The organism is Mesorhizobium sp. M7A.F.Ca.US.006.04.2.1, from assembly GCF_004022915.1.
Taxonomy (GTDB): domain Bacteria; phylum Pseudomonadota; class Alphaproteobacteria; order Rhizobiales; family Rhizobiaceae; genus Mesorhizobium; species Mesorhizobium ciceri.
In genome coordinates, this window is sequence record NZ_RZQA01001684.1 from 1 (window position 1) to 403 (window position 403).

At 62.8% G+C, this 403-nt stretch carries 1 protein-coding gene; it reads right to left on the reverse strand.

Going from position 1 to position 403, the window contains the following annotated elements; all coding sequences use genetic code 11:
- On the reverse strand, positions 1–362 hold a 362-nt coding region (locus tag EN925_RS39400; RefSeq protein ID WP_128337522.1), incomplete at its 3' end, for a sigma-70 family RNA polymerase sigma factor.
- Between the last annotated feature and the right edge of the window lie 41 nt (positions 363–403).

Sequence of the window (403 nt, forward strand, 5' to 3'; positions counted from 1 at the left end):
TCGCTGGGATTGAGGGGAAACCGGATGATCTCGGCTTGCGGATTTTCCGGCAGCGCCACCGTTTTGCGTCTTTTGCGCAGCCGGCCGAGCGCCTCGTTGATGACGATGCGCGATAGCCATGTGGCGAGCGAGGAGTCGCCGCGAAACGCATCGAGATGGGCGAAGGCCTTGACGTATGCCTCCTGCACGATGTCCTCGGCCTCGCTGTCATTGCGCACGACGCCGCGCGCGATCCGGTAAAGCCGCTGATTGTGTGTCTTGATGATGGTGCGGAAGGCGTCGCCGTCGCGCGCCAGCGCGCGGTGCACAAGCTGCATCTCGCCTGGCACAGCGGAAGGCACGGCCGTCAACACAGCAGGCATGGCAAGTTTCCTCAACCCAATCTCCGAACCAGGATCTCGAT